Source organism: Stenotrophomonas sp. NPDC077659 (assembly GCF_050268705.1).
Taxonomy (GTDB): domain Bacteria; phylum Pseudomonadota; class Gammaproteobacteria; order Xanthomonadales; family Xanthomonadaceae; genus Stenotrophomonas.
Window position 1 is genome coordinate 1 of sequence record NZ_JBNNHG010000071.1, and the last position, 17,569, is coordinate 17,569.

16 protein-coding genes, 1 tRNA gene and 1 pseudogene are annotated in these 17,569 nt (G+C 62.9%); 6 read left to right on the forward strand and 12 right to left on the reverse strand.

The genetic code is table 11. The features are described from left to right. Together ACQKDV_RS11620 and ACQKDV_RS11625 are read left to right on the forward strand one after the other, a co-directional pair. Positions 1-394, forward strand: a pseudogene (locus ACQKDV_RS11620) (hypothetical protein); the annotation flags it as partial. A gap of 13 nt (positions 395-407) precedes the next feature. Continuing rightward, positions 408-1,859, forward strand: coding sequence for an alanine/glycine:cation symporter family protein (locus tag ACQKDV_RS11625; protein WP_427783897.1), 1,452 nt, complete (start codon positions 408-410; stop codon positions 1,857-1,859). Between the two features lie 60 nt (positions 1,860-1,919). On the opposite strand, the gene ACQKDV_RS11630 is transcribed toward ACQKDV_RS11625, so the two are convergent. From ACQKDV_RS11630 to ACQKDV_RS11645, 4 genes are all read right to left on the reverse strand, one after another. Further along, the gene (locus ACQKDV_RS11630) at positions 1,920-3,341 is read right to left on the reverse strand and encodes a M28 family peptidase (protein ID WP_427783898.1); all 1,422 of its coding nucleotides are present in this window, start codon (positions 3,339-3,341) and stop codon (positions 1,920-1,922) included. 259 nt (positions 3,342-3,600) lie between these two features. Further along, positions 3,601-4,005: a large-conductance mechanosensitive channel protein MscL gene (gene mscL / locus ACQKDV_RS11635; protein WP_427783899.1), complete on the reverse strand. Its 405-nt coding sequence runs from the start codon at positions 4,003-4,005 to the stop codon at positions 3,601-3,603. A gap of 55 nt (positions 4,006-4,060) precedes the next feature. Beyond that, positions 4,061-4,783: a fumarylacetoacetate hydrolase family protein gene (locus ACQKDV_RS11640; protein WP_427783900.1), complete on the reverse strand. Its 723-nt coding sequence runs from the start codon at positions 4,781-4,783 to the stop codon at positions 4,061-4,063. A 69-nt stretch (positions 4,784-4,852) separates the two neighbouring features. Next, positions 4,853-5,137 (reverse strand): hypothetical protein, encoded by a 285-nt coding sequence (locus ACQKDV_RS11645; protein WP_313441807.1) that lies wholly within the window; start codon positions 5,135-5,137, stop codon positions 4,853-4,855. 179 nt (positions 5,138-5,316) lie between these two features. Between ACQKDV_RS11645 and ACQKDV_RS11650 the strand changes: the two genes are divergently transcribed. Continuing rightward, positions 5,317-5,652, forward strand: a complete 336-nt coding sequence (locus tag ACQKDV_RS11650; protein WP_108766130.1) for a Rieske (2Fe-2S) protein — start codon at positions 5,317-5,319, stop codon at positions 5,650-5,652. Positions 5,653-5,796: 144 nt separating this feature from the next. Here ACQKDV_RS11650 and ACQKDV_RS11655 read toward each other — a convergent pair whose 3' ends face one another. The 4 genes from ACQKDV_RS11655 to thiS form a co-directional block, all read right to left on the reverse strand. Next, positions 5,797-7,644, reverse strand: a complete 1,848-nt coding sequence (locus ACQKDV_RS11655) for an SLC13 family permease (protein WP_427783901.1) — start codon at positions 7,642-7,644, stop codon at positions 5,797-5,799. A 27-nt stretch (positions 7,645-7,671) separates the two neighbouring features. After that, the gene (trmB, locus tag ACQKDV_RS11660) at positions 7,672-8,406 is read right to left on the reverse strand and encodes a tRNA (guanosine(46)-N7)-methyltransferase TrmB (RefSeq protein WP_200732119.1); all 735 of its coding nucleotides are present in this window, start codon (positions 8,404-8,406) and stop codon (positions 7,672-7,674) included. Beyond that, entirely contained in the window at positions 8,406-9,200 is a 795-nt protein-coding gene (locus ACQKDV_RS11665; RefSeq protein ID WP_427783902.1) for a thiazole synthase, read from the reverse strand. Before ACQKDV_RS11665 ends, trmB begins: the two co-directional genes overlap by 1 nt. 118 nt (positions 9,201-9,318) lie before the next feature. Then, on the reverse strand, positions 9,319-9,519 hold the full coding sequence (gene thiS, locus ACQKDV_RS11670; RefSeq protein WP_427783909.1) for a sulfur carrier protein ThiS: 201 nt from the start codon (positions 9,517-9,519) through the stop codon (positions 9,319-9,321). Between the two features lie 208 nt (positions 9,520-9,727). Between thiS and ACQKDV_RS11675 the strand changes: the two genes are divergently transcribed. Next, positions 9,728-11,560 carry an autotransporter domain-containing protein gene (locus ACQKDV_RS11675; RefSeq protein ID WP_427783903.1) on the forward strand — a complete coding sequence of 611 codons (1,833 nt, stop codon included), beginning with the start codon at positions 9,728-9,730 and terminating at the stop codon, positions 11,558-11,560. A 123-nt stretch (positions 11,561-11,683) separates the two neighbouring features. On the opposite strand, the gene ACQKDV_RS11680 is transcribed toward ACQKDV_RS11675, so the two are convergent. From ACQKDV_RS11680 to ACQKDV_RS11695, 4 genes are all read right to left on the reverse strand, one after another. After that, the gene (locus ACQKDV_RS11680) at positions 11,684-13,060 is read right to left on the reverse strand and encodes an MFS transporter (RefSeq protein WP_427783904.1); all 1,377 of its coding nucleotides are present in this window, start codon (positions 13,058-13,060) and stop codon (positions 11,684-11,686) included. Next, positions 13,057-14,316, reverse strand: a complete 1,260-nt coding sequence (locus ACQKDV_RS11685; protein ID WP_427783905.1) for a cytochrome P450 — start codon at positions 14,314-14,316, stop codon at positions 13,057-13,059. The genes ACQKDV_RS11680 and ACQKDV_RS11685 overlap by 4 nt, the downstream gene beginning before the upstream one ends. Before the next feature lie 32 nt (positions 14,317-14,348). Continuing rightward, on the reverse strand, positions 14,349-15,116 hold the full coding sequence (locus ACQKDV_RS11690; RefSeq protein ID WP_427783906.1) for a tRNA-dependent cyclodipeptide synthase: 768 nt from the start codon (positions 15,114-15,116) through the stop codon (positions 14,349-14,351). Positions 15,117-15,481: 365 nt separating this feature from the next. Further along, positions 15,482-16,420: an IS4 family transposase gene (locus ACQKDV_RS11695; RefSeq protein ID WP_427783907.1), complete on the reverse strand. Its 939-nt coding sequence runs from the start codon at positions 16,418-16,420 to the stop codon at positions 15,482-15,484. A gap of 134 nt (positions 16,421-16,554) precedes the next feature. Here ACQKDV_RS11695 and ACQKDV_RS11700 point away from each other — a divergent pair. Together ACQKDV_RS11700 and ACQKDV_RS11705 are read left to right on the forward strand one after the other, a co-directional pair. After that, positions 16,555-16,628 (forward strand) — tRNA-Gly (locus tag ACQKDV_RS11700). Positions 16,629-16,730: 102 nt separating this feature from the next. After that, a complete protein-coding gene (locus ACQKDV_RS11705; protein ID WP_427783908.1) occupies positions 16,731-17,507 on the forward strand; it encodes a DUF6538 domain-containing protein in 777 nt (258 codons plus the stop codon). Positions 17,508-17,569 lie beyond the last annotated feature (62 nt).

The window sequence follows — 17,569 nt, forward strand, 5'->3', positions numbered from 1 at the left end:
GATGGCCGGGCCTGCACCTGCGCGCACCGCACTGTCCGGTGCCAGCGTCTATGGCACCGAGACAGGCTTCCAGGGGCACATCGCACGCGGCTCGGTGCTGGGGCTTTCGCTGGCAGGCGAGTACAGCTTCAACCCGCGGTGGGTGGGCGTGATGGAAGTGGCTGCCAGCCGCGAAACCGGCCAGCGCCTGACCGGATTCGCCCCCACCGCCGATGGCGGCGTGCGGACCATCAACGAACTGCGCCCTGCCAGCCGCTCGCTCAGCGTGGCCCCGGCGGTCGAGTACCACTTCAGCCCCACGCTTGGCATGATCGCCGGCGTGGAATTCACCGTGTCCGGGCGCAACAGCGGGCGGGTCATCAGCCCGCAGATCGCCCTCGGCGTTTTCTTCTGAGGCGGGGGCATCGATGAACATCGAATCGATCATCAATGCTGTCCTCGGCATCGTCTGGAGCCCTTGGCTGGTCGTGCTCTGCCTGCTGGCAGGCCTGTACTTCAGCGTGCGCACCCGCTTCATCCAGCTGCGCGCGCTGCCGCACATGCTGCGCCTGATGTTCCGCCATGAGTGCTCCGACGCGGGCGTGTCCCCGTTCCAGGCCTTGTCATTGTCACTGTCCAGCCGGGTCGGCGTCGGCAACATTGCCGGTGTCGCCATGGCCATCGCCTTCGGGGGGCCGGGTGCCATCTTCTGGATGTGGATCGTGGCCTTCCTCGGCGCCTCCAGTGCCTTCGTCGAATCGACCCTGGCGCAGATCTACAAGGAGCGCGATGCCAGCGGCCAGTATCGCGGCGGCCCGGCGTACTACATCGAAAAAGGGCTGGGCCAACGCTGGTATGCGGTGCTGTTCGCGCTGGTCACCGTGCTGGCCGGGGCGATGCTGGCCGGTACCCAGTCCAATGCCATCACCAGCGCGGTGAACGAGGCCTGGGGCATCCCGGTGATGGGGACGACGGCAGTGCTGCTGCTGGTGCTGGCAGCCGTGCTGTATGGCGGCGTGCGCCGCATTGCCCGGGTGGCCGAGTGGGTGGTGCCGATCATGGCCGTGGCCTACCTGCTGGTCGCGGCAGTGGTCATGGTCATCAACGTGGACCGGGTACCCGAGGTGATTGCCCTGGTGCTGCGCAGTGCCTTCGGTGTGGACGCCGCATTCGGCGCGATGATCGGCACGGCCATCCAGTGGGGCGTGCGCCGTGGCGTGCTGTCCAACGAAGCAGGCATGGGCAGTGGTGCACATCCGGCCGCAGCGGCGGAAGTGTCGCATCCGGTCAAGCAGGGCCTGGTGCAATCGTTCTCGGTCTACATCGACACCATGGTGGTGTGCTCGGCAACCGCCTTCCTGATCCTCTCCACCGGCCTGTACAACGTCTACGACCCGGCGGTGAACGGGGTGCCGGACGATGCGCGCGTGCTGTTCGCCACGCTGCCGGGTGTCGAGGCCGGGCCACGCTTCGTGCAGCATGCGGTGGAATCGGCACTGCCGGGGTTCGGCAGATCGTTCGTCGCCCTGGCGATCCTGCCGTTCGCGTTCACCACCATCCTCGCGCTGTACTACATGGCCGAAACCAACGTCAGCTACCTGTGCCGTGACCGCCCAGGGCGCGTGACGATGACGGGCTTCCAGCTGCTGTTCCTGGCTGCGACCGGCTACTCGGCCGTCAACACCGCGACCGTAGCATGGTCCTTGGGCGATATCGGCGTGGGCATGATGAGCTGGTTGAACATCATCGCCATCCTGCTGCTGCAACGGCCTGCCCTGGCGGCACTGCGCGACTACGAGGAGCAGCGGCGCAGAAAGCGTGATCCCTTGTTCCAGCCAAAGAACATCGGGGTACACAACACACGAGTCTGGGAAGGCTGAGCGTAACGGGGTCAGAGCCCTCGCCGTTGGCGAGGGCTCTGACCCCGCACCCTTACCGCATCACTCGTTCGGTGGGGTCGTCGCCTTGGCTTCACTGCCGAAGCTGCCATCGGCCTCGGCCGCCAGGTAGGCGAACACGGTGTACGCAGCCACGTTCTGCGCCAGTGCCTTCGGGTCGATCTTGTCCAGGGTGTCGTCGGCGGTGTGGTGCAGGTCGAAGTAGTCCGAGCCATCCTGTGCCAGCCATGCCCACGCGCCCCCCTTGGCCGCCAGCGGGCCGACGTCCGGGCCCGGGCCGCCCTTGTCGGCCATGTACTCGATGCCCAGCGGCTTCATCACTTCGGCGATCTGCGCGGTGGCTTCACGCGAACCCTCCGGGTTCGGCGAGCCGGTGTTGAAGGCGTAGACGCGGCCGGCACCGAAATCGCTCTCGGCGGCCAACTGGTGCCGCACCACATCCTTGGCATGGGCTTCGGCGTAAGCCTTGCCGCCGTACAGGCCCTGTTCCTCGTTGGCGAAGGCAACCACGCGGATGGTGCGTTTGGGCGCCTGCTTGAGCTGGCCGATCAGGTGGCCGGCCGCCATGGTGATGCCCACGCCTGCGCCGTCGTCGATGGCGCCGGTGCCCAGATCCCACGAATCAAGATGGCCGCCGATGACCACCACTTCCTTGGGCAGCGTGCGGCCGGTGATCTCACCGATGACGTTGTAGGACGTCGCCGAGCCGTCCCAGCCACAGTCCAGAGTCACCTTCACGGTGGTGCTGCCGCGCGCCACCAGGCGTGCCAGCTGATCGGCATCGGGTACTGACAGGGCCGCCGACGGTACCGGGGTCAGGCCTTCATCAAAGCGGGTGATGCCGGTGTGCGGCACACGGTGCGAATCGGTACCGGCCGAGCGCATCAGGAAGCCGACCGCACCCTTGCGGATCGCCTCCGACGGGCCCTTGCTGCGGATCGCGCCGCCACGGCCATAGTCGCGGCCATCGCGGAACGGCAGCATCTGGTAATCAACGAAGGCGATTTTGCCTTTCAGCGAACCGGCCGGTGCGGCCTGCAGCGCAGCCAGGTCGGCGAAGCGCACCACCTCGGCTTCCACGGTGCCGCCCGGGCTGCCACCGAGTGCGGTGATCTGCAGCGGCTGCGGGTTCGCGCCGGTCACGGCGGCGTGTTCGCTGCGGCGCTCCCACTTCGGGAAGGTCACTGGTTCTTTCCAGACTTTGTCGAAACCGAGAGCCTTGAACTTGGCTTCGGCCCAGGCCACGGCGCGGGCATCAGCCTCACTGCCGGCAATGCGGGGGCCGATTTCGGTGGTGAGCGATTCGACCACCTTCCAGCCGGTGTCATCGGCCAGGGCCTGGTCGCGCAGCTGTGCGGCCGTGGCCAGCGAGGCAGGGGGCAGGGTGGTGGTGTGCGGCGCGGCGAAGGCCGGTGCGGCCAGCAGGGCGAGGGAGGATGCGATGGCAAGGACGCGGCGACGCATGGACAGCTCCGGGAAGGGAATCAGCCTTGGAGCTTAGCAGTCGTTCAGCGCCGCGCATGGGCGGGAGGTCATGGCTGGCGCGAACGCTGTTTTCCGCCACGTCCGGCAAAGCGAAAGCCCCGCCGGAGCGGGGCTTTCACCTGCTTCTGTAGAGCCGAGCCCATGCTCGGCTGATTTTTCCGGGCAGTCTACGCACGAAGGCAGCCGAGCGTGGGCTCGGCTCTACAGGTAAGCGGGGCGCCCGAAGGCGCCCGCTACCTCATTTCTTCAGGCTGTCGCGGATCTCGCGCAGCAGCACCACTTCTTCCTTCGGCGCGGCCGGCGCAGCGTCCTTCTTTCGCGACAGACGGTTGATCACCTTGATCACCATGAAGATGGCGAAGGCCACGATGATGAACTGCACCAGCGTGTTGAGGAAATCACCGTAGCCGATCACCACCGCCGGAATTTCCGTGCCATCGGCACCGACCCGTGCAGGTGCCAATGTCCATGCCAGATCGGAGAAATCCACCTTGCCGATCAGCATGCCCAGCGGCGGCATGATGATCTTTTCCACCAGGGCGGTGACGATCTTGCCGAAGGCCGCGCCGATCACCACGCCGACGGCGAGGTCGATGACGTTGCCGCGCATCGCGAATTCCTTGAACTCGGTGAGCATTCCCATTGTTGTTTTTCTCCGGTGGGGGAAGTGGACAGCGCGCAGGGTAGCGCAGGTGATGTCAGCCGGCGATCACGCCGTGGCGCTCGGCCACGTTTTCCAGGCGGGCACTGAAACGGTCACCGGGCTTCAGAGCGGACACGCCCGACGGGGTACCCATGAACACCAGGTCGCCCGCGCGCAGCTGCCACAGCCTGGACAGCTCATGCAGGATTTCCGGCACGTTCCAGATCATCTGATCGAGCAGCGACTGCTGCCGCACTTCGCCGTTCACCTCCAGTGACAGGTTCAACGCGGCCAGGTCACCCACTTCACCGGCATGCACGATCTCGCTGATCGGTGCCGAGGCATCGAAGCCCTTGGCCGAATCCCACGGGTGACCCTTTTCCTTGGCGGCCGCCTGCAGGTCGCGGCGGGTCAGGTCCAGGCCCACGGCATAGCCGTAGATCAACGCCTCGGCATCGGCCACGGCCAACTCACCGGCAGGCGCATCCACGCCGATCGCCACCACCAGTTCCACTTCGTGGTGCAGGTTGCCGGTGGCCGGAGGGTAGGGGATCACATCGTCGTGGCCGACCACGATGGCATCGGCCGGCTTGGTGAAGAACATCGGGCGGCCGCGATCATCGGCGGCTGGCACTGCGGCGCCCATCTCACGCGCATGGTCGGCGAAATTGCGGCCGACGCAGTAGATGCGGTGGACCGGGAACGTGCCACCCCCCACCACCGGTACACGCGGCACGGCGGGGGCTGGGATGACATCGGAAACAACGGCAGTGGACATGCGGGGGTTCCTGTTGGAAGGCCCCCGCAGTCTAGAGCGCTGTGGCGCCCACGTCAGCGGGTGACATCGTCAGCGCGACATCGGCAAAGCTGACTTGCGCACCACGCGGTACTCGCCTTCGACGACGTTGGCATCGGCCGCCCGGCGCGCGCCGACGGACTTGCGCGAGGCCAGCAGCTTCCAAGCCAGGCCGATCAGGATCATGGCCGCGCCGACGAACACGCCGATGAACACCATCGCTGCCAGGATCGCCAGGCCGAGCAGGCCCACGGCAACGCGCACCAGCGGGTGGCGCGGCTTGCGCGGCGCGAACAGGGTGCGGAACTGGTTGAAGGCGGAAGCGCGAGTAAACATGGCGGCTCGATTGGGCTGGGATCAGCGAAACCAGAGTATCGGGATGCGCCACTGTCATTGAGTGAAAAACTCGTTAAATATAGCCTTTGCTTATTACGGATCAATGACTTGTGTTCATGTCGGAGCCAGTCACCTGAGCAGGCATGCGACAATCCGGGTTTCCGTCCGAGCCTTCCGCCATGACTGCCGCAACTGCCCTGATCGCCCTTGAAGCCCTTGCCGATGGGGCATTTGCCGAGGTCGAAGCGGTGGTGGAGGGCGATGCCGAATCGCTGGTGCTGTACCGCGATGGCGCGCAGGTGCGGGCGTTCCTGAACATCTGCCCGCACGCCGGCCGCCGCCTGGACTGGGCGCCGGGGCAGTTCCTGAAAAGCCGCGAAGGCCACCTGGTATGCGCCGCCCACGGCGCCTCGTTCGCCCTGGACAGCGGCGACTGCATCGCCGGCCCGTGCAAGGGCGACCGCCTGCGCGCCGTGCCGGTGGATATCCGCGACGGACAGGTTTACCTGGCCTGAGGCCAGGAGCAGTCGAGCACGGCTCGACTCTACAAAAGCATCCACGCATGGCGTGGATCTACTGCGGGCTGCGGGCGGGCAACGGCATCCACGCATGGCCTGTCTCTACAAGTAGATCCACGCCATGCGTGGATTCGCGCACCTTCAGAACATCAGGTTGATCATCAGCACCACCACCACCGTGTAGATCAGCGACAGCGGACCGCCCACCCGCCACATCTCGCGCGGGGTGTAGTTGGCCGGGCCGGTGATCATCGAAATCACCGGATTGGAGGCGGTCATCAGATTGTTGGACGCCGACAGTGCCACGATCAGCGCGAACGCGGTCGGGTTGCCGCCCGCCGCCAACGCCAGGTTGACTGCAATGGGCACCATCACGATGGTTGCCCCCACATGGCTGATCACCAGCGAAAAGGCGGTGGTCAGCAACGCCAGCGCCACCTCCAGCACCCACAGCGGTATGCCGGTGGGCAGCTTGTCGATCGTGTGGCCGGCCACCCAGGCCGCTGCACCGCTGGAATCCATGGCCCAGCCGAGCGGAATCAGCCCGGCCATCATGAACACCGTCTTCCAGTTGATCGAGGCGTACGCCTCGTCCATGCGCAGCACGCCGGTCAGCAGCATGCCGGCCACGCCGGTCATCAGGGTCAGTGCCACCGGCAGCTTGCTGGTCAGCGCGATCAGGATGGTGAGCGCGAAGATCGCCATGGCGATCTTGAACTTGTGCGGGCGCTGCTCGCCGGTCGGATAGTCGGTCACCACCACGAAATCGCGGCTCTTGGCGGCCTGTGCCAGGTCGGTCCAGATACTGTGGAAGACCAGCATGTCACCGGCGCGCAACTGCACGTCGCGCACGTCTTCGCGGATCACCTGCTTGTCGCGGTTGATCGCCAGCAGACTGATGCCGCGTTCCTTGCGCAGGCGCAGATCTGCAGCGCTCTTGCCGATCACATTGGACGTTGGCGGCACCACCGCTTCGGAAATGCCGGCGCGGCTGGGGTTGAACAGGTCGCCCAGGTGCTTCAGGCGCGAGGACATGCGCAGGAACTGGTTCTGCGCGAAATCGTGCACATCCGAGCGTGTCCCCATCACACCCAGCACGCTGCCCACCCAGATGCGCATCTCCGCCGGCGGGGCCAGGCGGGTGTCGTTGCCGGTTTTCAGCGCCAGCAGCAGCGGCGCATCGTGCAGGGTCTCCGCCTCGCCCAGGGTCATGCCCACCAGCGGGCTTTCGGCCGTCACCACCAGTTCGAACACATCGCCTTCGATGCCGTAGGTCTTGGCGAAATAGCTCTCGGTGCGCGCCGGGGTCACGCCGTCGTTGACCAGGTTTTCTTCTTCCACCAGCTTGCGATCGCCGTAGTAGCGGAAGTACAGCAGCGAAGCGATCAGCAGGGCCACACCGATCGGCAGCGGCGCGAACATGCGCAGCGGCTCGATGGTGGCCAGGCCCGAGGGCAGGTTGTTGTTGGCCGAGGCCAGCAGATCGTTCAGCAGGATCAGCGGCGAGTTGCCGACCATGGTCAGCGCACCCCCCATCACGATGGCCGCCGAAATCGGCAGCAGCAGCCGCTGCATCGTCAATCCGGTGCGTGCGGCCAGCCGCGAGGCCACCGGCAGGTACAGCGCCATCACCGACGGATTCTGCATGAACGACGAGTTCAGGCCGGCGATGGCCGTGGTCATCATCAGCAGCCGCTGTTCGACGCCGTGGCCGCGCCGCAGCAGCCACGCGGCCAGGCGGTTCAGGGCCCCGGTGCGGTCCAGGCCCGCACCGAGGATGGTGGTGGCGATGATGCTCATCACCGCGTTACCGGAGAAGCCGCCGAAGATTTCTTCAGGGGCGATCAGGCCGGTCACGCCCAGCACCACCAGCACCACAAGCGCGACCACGTCGGCGCGGATGCGCTCGAACAGGAACATCGCCATCGTGAAGCCGACCAGCCCGAGCACGAGCTTCATGTCGTTGGTCAGCGTCAGCGCGGTATCCATGTGGGGCGCAGCGTCCTCGGGCGTGGGTCAGGTGCGGTCGTACAACAGGTCCCAGACACCGTGGCCGAGCTTCTGGCCGCGGGTCTCGAAGTGGGTCTGCGGGCGCCAGTCCGGGCGCGGCACGCTGCCACGCGGGCCGGCACGGTTGACCAGCCCGGCGGTGGCATCGAGCACGTCCCACATCTGCTCGGCGTAGTCTTCCCAGTCGGTGGCGCAGTGCAGGCGGCCACCCGGGCGCAGCTTGCGCACGATCAGCTCGGCAAACGCCGGCTGCAGCAGGCGGCGCTTGTTGTGGCGCTTCTTGTGCCACGGGTCGGGGAAGTAGATGCGCACTTCATCCAGCGCACCATCGGCAATCTCGTTCTGCAGTACTTCCACCGCATCGTGGTGGTACAGGCGCACGTGGTCGGCGTTGTCGTCGGCCAGCGCGTTCAGCAGGCGGCCCACGCCGGGGGCATGCACTTCAATGCCGATGTAGTCGCGCGACGGATCGTGCTGGGCGGCAAAGCGCAGCGCTGCACCGTTGCCGAAACCGATTTCCAGCACTTTGTGCGCCGGGCGGCCGAAAGTGGCGTCCAAGTCGCGCGGCTGGCCGTTGTAGTCGATGCCAAAGCGCGGCCAGCGTTCATCGAACGCGCGCTGCTGGGCGGGGGTGAAGCGGCCTTGGCGCAGCACGAAGCTGCGCACCTCGCGGCGGCCCTCGCTCACGGTGAAGGGCTTGGGCGGTGCCTTGGAGCCGGCGCTGTCAAAAGGATTGGTCATCAGCCGATCAGCCCATCAACCGGGGAAGAGGCGCTGGCATAGCGCTTGCGCGGGATGCGCCCGGCCAGGAAGGCCTCGCGGCCGGCTTCGACGGCCTTGCGCATGGCGCTGGCCATCAGCACCGGGTGGCGCGCACCAGCGATGGCGGTGTTCATCAGTACGCCGTCGCAGCCCAGCTCCATCGCGATGGCGGCATCGGAGGCGGTGCCCACGCCGGCATCGACGATGATCGGCACGCGGGCGTCTTCGATGATCTGCAGCAGGTTGTACTTGTTCTGGATGCCCAGGCCCGAACCGATCGGCGCGGCCAGCGGCATCACCGCGGCGCAGCCGATCTCTTCCAGGCGCTTGGCCAGGATCGGGTCGTCGGAGGTGTAGACCATCACTTCGAAGCCGTCCTTGACCAGTTGCTCGGCGGCCTTGAGGGTCTGTACCACGTCCGGGTACAGCGACTTCTGGTCGCCCAGCACTTCCAGCTTGGTCAGGTTGTGGCCGTCCAGCAGCTCACGGGCCAGGCGGCAGGTACGCACGGCGTCTTCGGCGGTGTAGCAGCCGGCGGTGTTGGGCAGGATGGTGTAGCGGTCCGGCGGCAGCACGTCCAGCAGGTTCGGTTCGCCCGGGGTCTGGCCAATGTTGGTGCGGCGGATGGCCACGGTGACGATCTGGGCGCCAGCGGCCTCGGTGGCCAGGCGGGTTTCTTCCAGATCCTTGAACTTGCCGGTGCCGGTCAGCAGCCGCGAGCCATAGGTCTTGCCGGCGATCACCAGCGAATCGGGGGAGACAGGGAGGTTCATGACGCGATTATCGCTTATCCGCCTGAAGATGGGGTCGCACGACCAACGGTAGTGCCGGTCGCTGGCCGGCAGAACCAATCGGATTGCCGGCCAGCGGCCGGTACTACCCGTATGGGGTTCACCCACCGCCCAGCGCGTGCACGATCTCCACCACATCACCGTCGGCCAGCACGTGCTCGCCATGGCGGCTGCGGCTGACGATCTCACCATTCACTTCCACCGCTACCCGGCGCTGCAACAGCTGCTCGGCGGCCAGCAGATCGTGGAGGGTCGCCGAAGCGGGCAGGGTGCGGGGCTGGCCATTGAGCTGGATGTTCATCCCGGCATTGTCGCCTACGCCCGGTTCGGATCGGAACTGTTGCATTTTGAGCAGTACGCCACCTCCGGCATACCTCGCCGTCCGGGTAACCGGCGACAATTCATGCGGCGGCGCAGCGTGAGCAATGGGCGACACGGTGAAACCATTCACCGTGCGCCGGCGTACGTGTGCGCTGGATCCCCAACATTTCCTCCCCAGGAGTTTCTACATGCTGCTCAGCAAACGCCCGATCCGCTCCCTGATGGCGGCCGCGATAGCACTTGCCGCGCTGCCGGCCATGGCGGGCGAATCCCCTTTCACCCGCACCGTGTTCTTCGGCGACAGCCTGACCGACAGCGGCTACTACCGCCCGCTGCTGCCACCCGATGTGCGTCCGGTCACCGGCCAGTTCACCACCAACCCGGGCTGGGAGTGGTCGCAGTTCGTCGCCGATTACTACGGTACCAACGCCAGCCCGAATGGCAACGGCCAGACCGGTGACAACTACGCCGTCGGTGGCGCCCGCGTGGGCACCGACCTGATCCAGCCCGCGTTCGGCAACGTGGCCGTCCCGTCGCTGAAGACCCAGATGGCCAACTACCTGGCCGCCAACGGTGGCAAGGCCGATCCGAACGCACTGTACACCGTGTGGGGCGGCGCCAACGATCTGTTCTCGATCACCGCCCCGGCCCAGGCACCGGCCGTGATCGGTGCGGCGGTCACCACCCAGATCGGCATCGTGTCCAGCCTGAAGCAGGCCGGCGCGCAGTACGTGATGGTGCCCAACCTGCCCGACGTCGGCATCACCCCGGGGTTCATCGACCGCGGCGCGGCCGGCCAGGCGCAGGGCACCGCCCTGTCGCAGGCGTACAACACCGCCCTGTACGGCGGCCTGAAGCAGGCCGGCATCGACTTCATCCCGCTCGATACCTATACCCTGCTGCACGAAATCATCGCCAACCCGGGCATGTACGGCTTCAGCAACGTCACCGGCCGCGCCTGCCTGGTGGCCTCGTCGCTGGCCTGCAGCCCGCTGGCCTATGCGACCCCGAACGCGGCCAGCACCTACCTGTTCGCCGATGACGTGCACCCGACCACGGCCGCGCACCAGATGCTGGGCCAGTACGCCATTTCGATCCTGGAAGGCCCGCGCCTGCAGCAGATACTGACCCATTCGGCGCAGACCATCGGTCGCTCGCGCGCTGACCAGGTCAGCCTGCACCAGGCCGGCCGTCCGGCCGATGGCCTGTCCTGGTGGGGCGGCCTGCGTGGCGACATGCAGCGCTACGACCACGCCGATGTCTATGACGGCGTGGCCCCGGCCGGCCTGGCCGGTGTCGACTGGGCACGTGACGGCATGGTCTTCGGCGGCTTCGCCGGCTTCGGCCGCATGGATGCCGACTTCGGTAACAGCCGTGGCGACTTCACCCAGAAGGACACCACCGCCGGTCTGTTCGCTGGCTGGTACGGCGACCGCATGTGGGTCAACGGCCAGGTCAGCTACACCTGGCTGTCCTACGACGTGAACCGCAAGGTGCAGCTGGGCCCGGCCACCCGAGAACACGGCGGCTCGCCGGACGGCAGCAACCTGACCGCGGCCCTGAACGCCGGTTACGAGTTCGGCACCGAGGGCGGCTTCCGCCACGGCCCGATCGCCTCGGTGATCTGGCAGAAGGTGAAGATCGACGGCTACACCGAAACCGCCGATGCCAACACCCTGGCCACCGCGCTGGGCTATGGCAGGCAGGACGTCGATTCCACCGTCGGCCGCATCGGCTGGCAGGCCCGCTTCGATGGCGGCAGCGTCAAGCCGTACGTGCAGGTGACCTACGACCACGAGTTCGAGGACACCCAGCAGGCCAGCGCATGGGTGCAGAGCCTGCCGGACGTGGGCATGTACCGCGTGCCGGGCATGGACTTCGACAAGAACTATGCAACCGCCATCTTCGGTGCCCGCATGGAACTGTTCGGCCTGCAGAGCAACATCGGCCTGAGCGCCACCACCCTGCAGAAGCGTGCGCAGGACGCGACGCTGTTCGCCAGCTTCAGCGGCAGCTTCTGATGCAAGGCGGGGTCAGAGCCCTTTCCGGGTGGAAAGGGCTCTGACCCCAATGCCCAGCACCGTGTGCTTCGCATGCCAGTCCCCCGCGCGCGGAAGCAGGCATTGAATCCTGCGCTCGAATACCTATCGCTTAGCGCTCTTTGGCGACCAGGCGGCAACTGCTCCGCAGACCCCAATGGCAATCCAAAGGCAATAATGTGAAACCTGAAAATTCCGCATCTGAAGGTCTTGTCCATGGGACGTCGCCATGGTTGCAACTAAGGCAGCACCCATTGCGGCCCCCGCGTTGGTCATGATTCGTGAAAGCAAGCTGGCATGTGGTACCTGTTCGGGCGTCAGGTCCTCGTAGGCGCCCGACATGGACATGATAGTAAGGATCCCCACGCCTGCACCACGAATGAGCATGCCTACAGCAATGGCACTGTGGTTGAGAAGGCTCGTCGGGAAGAGCAGGAGCGAGCCGGCGGCTATGAGAATGATTGCGCCCAGGGTGGTCTGGCGATCTCCCCATCTGGCACAGATCGCCGTCATTTTCTGTCTCGCCACCAGGGTGCCGACACCGTGCAATGCCAGCATCAGTCCTGCTTGGCCGGGCGTGTAGCCGGAGTTGAGCATGAGCATTAGTGGTAGCAAAAATGCGCCGCCGTAATAGATCATGCTGGATAGAAATAAAATGCTGCACCAACGAGTGAAGTTCAGTTCCCTAAAGATTCTCAGATCTACCGGGGCATTACTCTCTGGGCGGGTGGCGCGTGCAATGAACAGGGTCAGCATTGCGATGCCTGAGAGGAGCGGAAAAGCCCAGTGCAGGGAACTTCCATCGATCCGGGTGGCACCGTACATTGTCAGGGTCAGGGCGAGTGATAAAGCAATGAGTGCGATCGGATCGGTCCGGCGGGCTTGCCCTTTCTTGGATGTTGGGAGTCGCTTTGCGGCTGCAAAAATGGCACCAGCACAGATCGGTATATGCAGCCAGAACAGCCAATGCCAGCTAAATATCTGCAGCGTGAGGCCGCCGATGGGTGGGCCAAGAATTGGGGCAAGAACCGATGGAATTGAAATCGCCGCAAGAGCTGCGCGCGACCTGTTCCGCCCGACTTCGGAAATGATGATGGTTTGCATCGTGGGTAGCAAGACACCAGCGGCCAAGCCTTGAAGTACCCTCGAGGCAATAAGTAAGGGCAGGTTTGGGGCGATGGCTGACAACGCGGATCCGATCAGAAAGGCCCAGAGGCAGGATAGCCACAGCTTTCTCTGGCCAAGTTTGGCGACGAGCCAAGCAGACGCGGGCACCGAGCTCGCTGCGGCCAGCGTATATCCGGTGACTACCCATTGCACTGTGGAGATTGGGGCGTTAAGGCCCAGCCGTATGGCGTCGAGGCCAACGTTGACCATCGTCGTATCGAGCAGAGGCAGGGTGACGCCCAGCACCAACGTGGCTACCAGCGTGCGGTCTTGGGTAGTCAGGGTACTCGTAGACGTGCTCTCGCTCTGCTTCATGGACTGTAGCCATGACCGGGACGTTCTTCCGGATTATTGCGACGAGGCGGTGTGAACAATAGCGGAAGCGCGACCGGACCGCGTGTGTAGAATCCGACTTCCGCCATCCTGAATCCCTTCGGTAATCTCAGATCGCCAAGAGTATCGATGATGGTGTTCGCAGCAAGTTCTGCCTGCATGAGCGAGAATGCTGCACCCACGCAGACGTGCACTCCTGTTCCGAAAGCCAGGTGATGTGGAAAACGCCCCGTGCCAGTTCCTGCAGTAGATGGTTTCTTTCGGTCAAGTATGAACTGTGAAGGCATGGGAAAAACATCCGGGTCGCGGTTCGCAGCGCCGATCATGCAGTAAATTAGAGTGCCTTTCCTGATCTTGATTCCATCAAGTTCCACATCCTGACGAGCTTGACGAGGGATGAGTTGAACTGGTGGGTTGAGGCGAAGTGTTTCGCTGATCGCTGCGGGAAGGAGTGTTATGTCAGTAGCTATTCTGTCCATCTCTATGGGGTTGGACAGAAGGTTATAGAAAAGATATGCCAGTGTTTTGTCGGCGGGTTCTGTAGCGGCTAGAAGTATATTGAGGACGAGTGCAATCACTTCGGATTGCGTCATATGTTCGTCATCTCCTGCGGTGCACAAGGCCGATATCAGGCTGTCGTCGGGGCTTGTCATGCGTTCGTCAATGATGGGTTGAAAGTACTCTATGATGCATCTGCTGCAGTCGATGCTGTGCTCTCTTTCGCTGTCGGATAGTTTGAGGCTTGTGATGAACGAAGTGATTCCTGTTTGCCAGCGGCTGATGTCTTTGTGTCTGTCCGTCGGCAGGCCAAGAACCAGGAGTGTTGAGAGTATTCCGTAGTTCTTTCCAAATTCATTGACTAGGTCAATCTCCCCAGAATGGATTTTTGGCGTCAATAAGTCTCTCGTAAGTGCATGAATGATCGGTGCGTAACGTTCTCGAAAAGTTCTTGCCGAAAGTTTCGAAAGAATTATTTGTCGCTTGGATTTGTGTTCTTTGCCTTCCATTTGTGCCAGAACGCGATCTCCCATTACTGGTTGAGCACGATCTTCCAGCGGGGCCGTGGTGAAATCACCTGACGTCAGGATCAGACGAACGTCCTGGTGTCTTCCAAAGAAAAATGCATCCAATTGTTTGTCTTGAAGCACTGAATTGGAGTGGTGGAGTTCTTCGTACAGTGCTGCTGGATCCTTGTCGGCCTGGTCGGAGGTTGCGTCGAAATTAATTATATGTCTCATTATGGGTTCCTCTTTATATACGCTCTTGCTTATTATATTTTTGGTTTTTGATTGGAAATTGATACGATCCCGTGCCCTTGATTTCTGTCAATCGCAATGCGGAAGCGGTTGTTAAATAGTTGATCTCCGATTGGCCACTTTCTATGGTAAATGAGGGTTGAGCTTCGGACGTCCAATATGACGGGCGTGTTTAAATAGAAAGGAATTTCTGTCAAGATGTAGTTTTCTGTAGCAACTCCTCTTGGTTTCGGCAGGGGGCTCGTTGAAGGTGTGGTGGTTGCTCGAACTCGGCTTGCGATCGCGCAGTCCGACATGGCGTCGCATGCGGTTCGGAATTCTTCATGCTCGTCATATTCATTCTGAGCCATTTTCCTGAGCTTCTTGTATGCGGTGTTCTCGAAGTGGTCCGAGAATTCAATCAATTGCGCTGTGGCTGGGCTGTCCTTATCGATAAGCGGCTCAATTACTCGTCGTTGACGGTTGAGTTCTTTTCTTGCTTTCCGGATTGCCTTTTGTGCTGAAGTGCCGGTTGATGTCAAAAGGAGAGCTGCACTTTCCACGTCCGGAATTAATATGTCTATTTTTTTGAAATTTGATTCTGCCCATGCGAGCAATGCACTCACATAGCTTGGTGAGAACTGCGGATTGAATGGGCTTATTCCAATGAGGGCGTGTTCTTTCATGTTTATAATTCGTTCGCATCGATGCGAATGTCCTTTCACGCTCAGCATCGACGGTAGGATCGGGGAGGCAGGGTCCGGCGACGGGGCGCACATTTCGAAAGGAGAACGTGTCTGCATTTTTATTTTGTCTTTCTGCGATTGAGTAATGACGTGGTGCAGGCTTCCTGACGAGGTGATGATGGTGCAGCGGGGGTGCTTGAGATCAGCTCTACTGCGTTTTTCGAATAATCCTCATGTCGGAAGGCTTTTTCGGATGATTCTTGTCGCTATTTCCATGATGGTTTCGGCGATTCTTAATGGAAGTGGCGTCGCCGCAGCCCCGGATGCTGGAGGCGCGCCTTGCATCAATTGGAGACGTCCGCTATCGGCGGCCTCAGCGCCACCACCCTGCAGAAGCGTGCGCAGGACGCCACGCTGTTCGCCAGCTTCAGCGGCCGCTTCTGATGCAAGGCGGGGTCAGAGCCTGAGGTTTCCCCACGTTTTCATATTCGGGAGGCCATGTTTTGCTTGGCTTCTGGCGAGAGTGTGTGCAGTGCATCGAGCATGGCGACCCGTGGCTTGTCCAGCCATCTTCGCGTCAATGCTTCCCAACCCAGTCGGATCAGGCAGTACAGCCGACGTGTCGATCGATGAGGATTGAGTCGGTTGTGTGCGTGGATGGATTCAGCGGCCATGCCCGCCAGCCACCGCACGAACATCGCCAGGGCATGCAGCAACAGCAGTACTTCCATCCGCTCGCGCTTGCGCGTCAGGCTGTCCTCGAAGGCCTGGCCGTAGCGATGCGATTTCAGATCCCGGAAGCCCAGTTCGATCTGCATGCGGCGCCGGTACAGCGCGACGATCTGCCTGGCATCGACCTCCCCCATCGTCGGGCTGGCCATCAGCAGCCACGGCTCGGCTTCCCGACAGGCGTTCTTCCGGCTCTGCCTGCTGCGACGGCGCTGTCCCTTCAAGGTCGTATGCCGACGCCCACGCGGGCGCGCGGCATGCAGTACCAGGCGGGCAGTGAGCGGCGCGCTGCGCACGATCTGGAACAGCCCCAGATCATGTGTCTTGCCCACTACGGCCAAGGGATACAAGGCATGGCAGGGGACCCACTGGTCCGCCCGATCCTCGATCTCCACCGGCTTGACCCGGGTGTGATGGCGCAGGCGGGTGATCCACGTCCAGCCCATGGCCTCCACACTTCGGCACCACGGTGCCCGGAACCCGGCATCGGTGACCAGGATCGGACAGGCATCGGCGGGTAGCAGCATCTTCAGGCGTTTGAGGAACTGGCATTCCACCCTCGGCGAGGCCAGTTCCCGTTCCGGGAAGACCTGCTCGAACAGGGGCAGGGTGCGGCCACCGACCGGTACCGCCGCGCGCAGCAGATGCCACTTTCCATCGCCCTTCAGGCGACACCAGCCCACCACAATCATTAGATGGGCGCAACCCTTTGATCATACAAAGGAAAATTCGGGGAAACCTCAGGGTCAGAGCCCTTTCCTGGCGCAAAGGGATCTGACCCCATTGCCCAACACCGGTCGCTCCGCATAGACTTTCACCCTGCACTGCGGGCGTAGCTCAATGGTAGAGCTGTAGCTTCCCAAGCTACTGACGTGGGTTCGATTCCCATCGCCCGCTCCAGTTCGGCCATTTGCGCACCTAAGTGCATGAATGCAAAGGGGCTGAGTAAAAAACGATGCCGTCAGACGACCTTTTCCTAGGTATCGTTTGAGGTATCGCTCCATGCCAAAGCCGCTTCTTCTTACGCGTCGGTCAGGGCTCTACGCCCGCTTCCTCGTCCCTCTTGACCTTCGATCCCGCTTGGGATGTCGCTTCATCGTCCGTGCGCTGGGCTTGCCCCCTGGTGATCGCGCGCGACTGGCGGCGGCCTGCATGAGCGTGGCACTCTCCGATACGTTCGGGGCGATGCGTGCAGGAAGACTTGTGGACAAGAAGGAACTGGACGAGCTGCTCCGCAAAGCTGCCTCGGGGCAGCTGCGTGAGCTCACCTTGGAAAACATCTCGCTTCCGAACGGCGAACGAATTGGACGCGCCCAAGTGGATACCCCCCATGATGCGGCGCTGCTTGCCAGCCTGTTGGGACTGTCTGCTCCATCGTCAGATGCAGCGGAGGCAGGAGAACAAGGAAGCGGATCAGGCTGGCGCAATGAGGCCATCAAAGGCCAGGTGGGTCAGGCGGTAGCGTCTTCAAAAGGCGGAGCCACGCTTTCCCAAGCCATTGACCAGCACTTGGATGATTTGCGTCGCGCAAAGCGCGATCCAAAGACGATCATTGAAAGCCGCCAGACGCTTCGCATTCTGCTGGGGCTTGTGGGCGATCTCCCCGTATCTGGGTTGACGGCTGATCATGTCAGAGTGTTGTTGGATGGTGTCCAGCATTGGCCGAAGAACGCGACGAAGCGTGCCGAATACCGTACGTTGAGCGTCAAGCAAACGATTGCGCTTTCCAAGGCGAAAGGGGAGCCGTCGCCTAGTGATCCTCTGAAGAATCCCCGGTAGTGCCGGCCAGCGGCCACAGCGTGCGGCCGTCGGCCATCCAGCCGAAATCGTTGAAGCCCCAG